Origin of the sequence: Onishia niordana (genome assembly GCF_004798965.1) — a bacterium.
Classification (GTDB): domain Bacteria; phylum Pseudomonadota; class Gammaproteobacteria; order Pseudomonadales; family Halomonadaceae; genus Onishia; species Onishia niordana.
In genome coordinates, this window is record NZ_SDSD01000110.1 from 1 (window position 1) to 259 (window position 259).

The window sequence follows — 259 nt, forward strand, 5'->3', positions numbered from 1 at the left end:
AACCTGTCGGTTCATCCGCTAAGATAAGTATGGATGGCTTTAAAATAATTCGCGCGAGTGCAACGCGCTGTTTTTCTCCTCCAGCTACACTGCTAATCATTGTGGATAGTTTTTTATTTAAATTGACCGCATTCAGTGCCTCCTTTTTTTGTTTTACTTTCTCTTTCCTACTTAATTTGCTATATTTTAAGCCTATTTCTAAATTAAAATTAATTGTTTCTTCTTCAACTAGACCGAAATCTTGAAATAAAAATGATAT

1 protein-coding gene is annotated in these 259 nt (G+C 33.2%); it reads right to left on the reverse strand.

The genetic code is table 11. The features are described 5' to 3' along the window. Window positions 1–259, reverse strand: a 259-nt coding sequence (locus tag ETC27_RS18130; protein WP_136256081.1) for an ATP-binding cassette domain-containing protein, incomplete at both ends; no start/stop codon positions are given.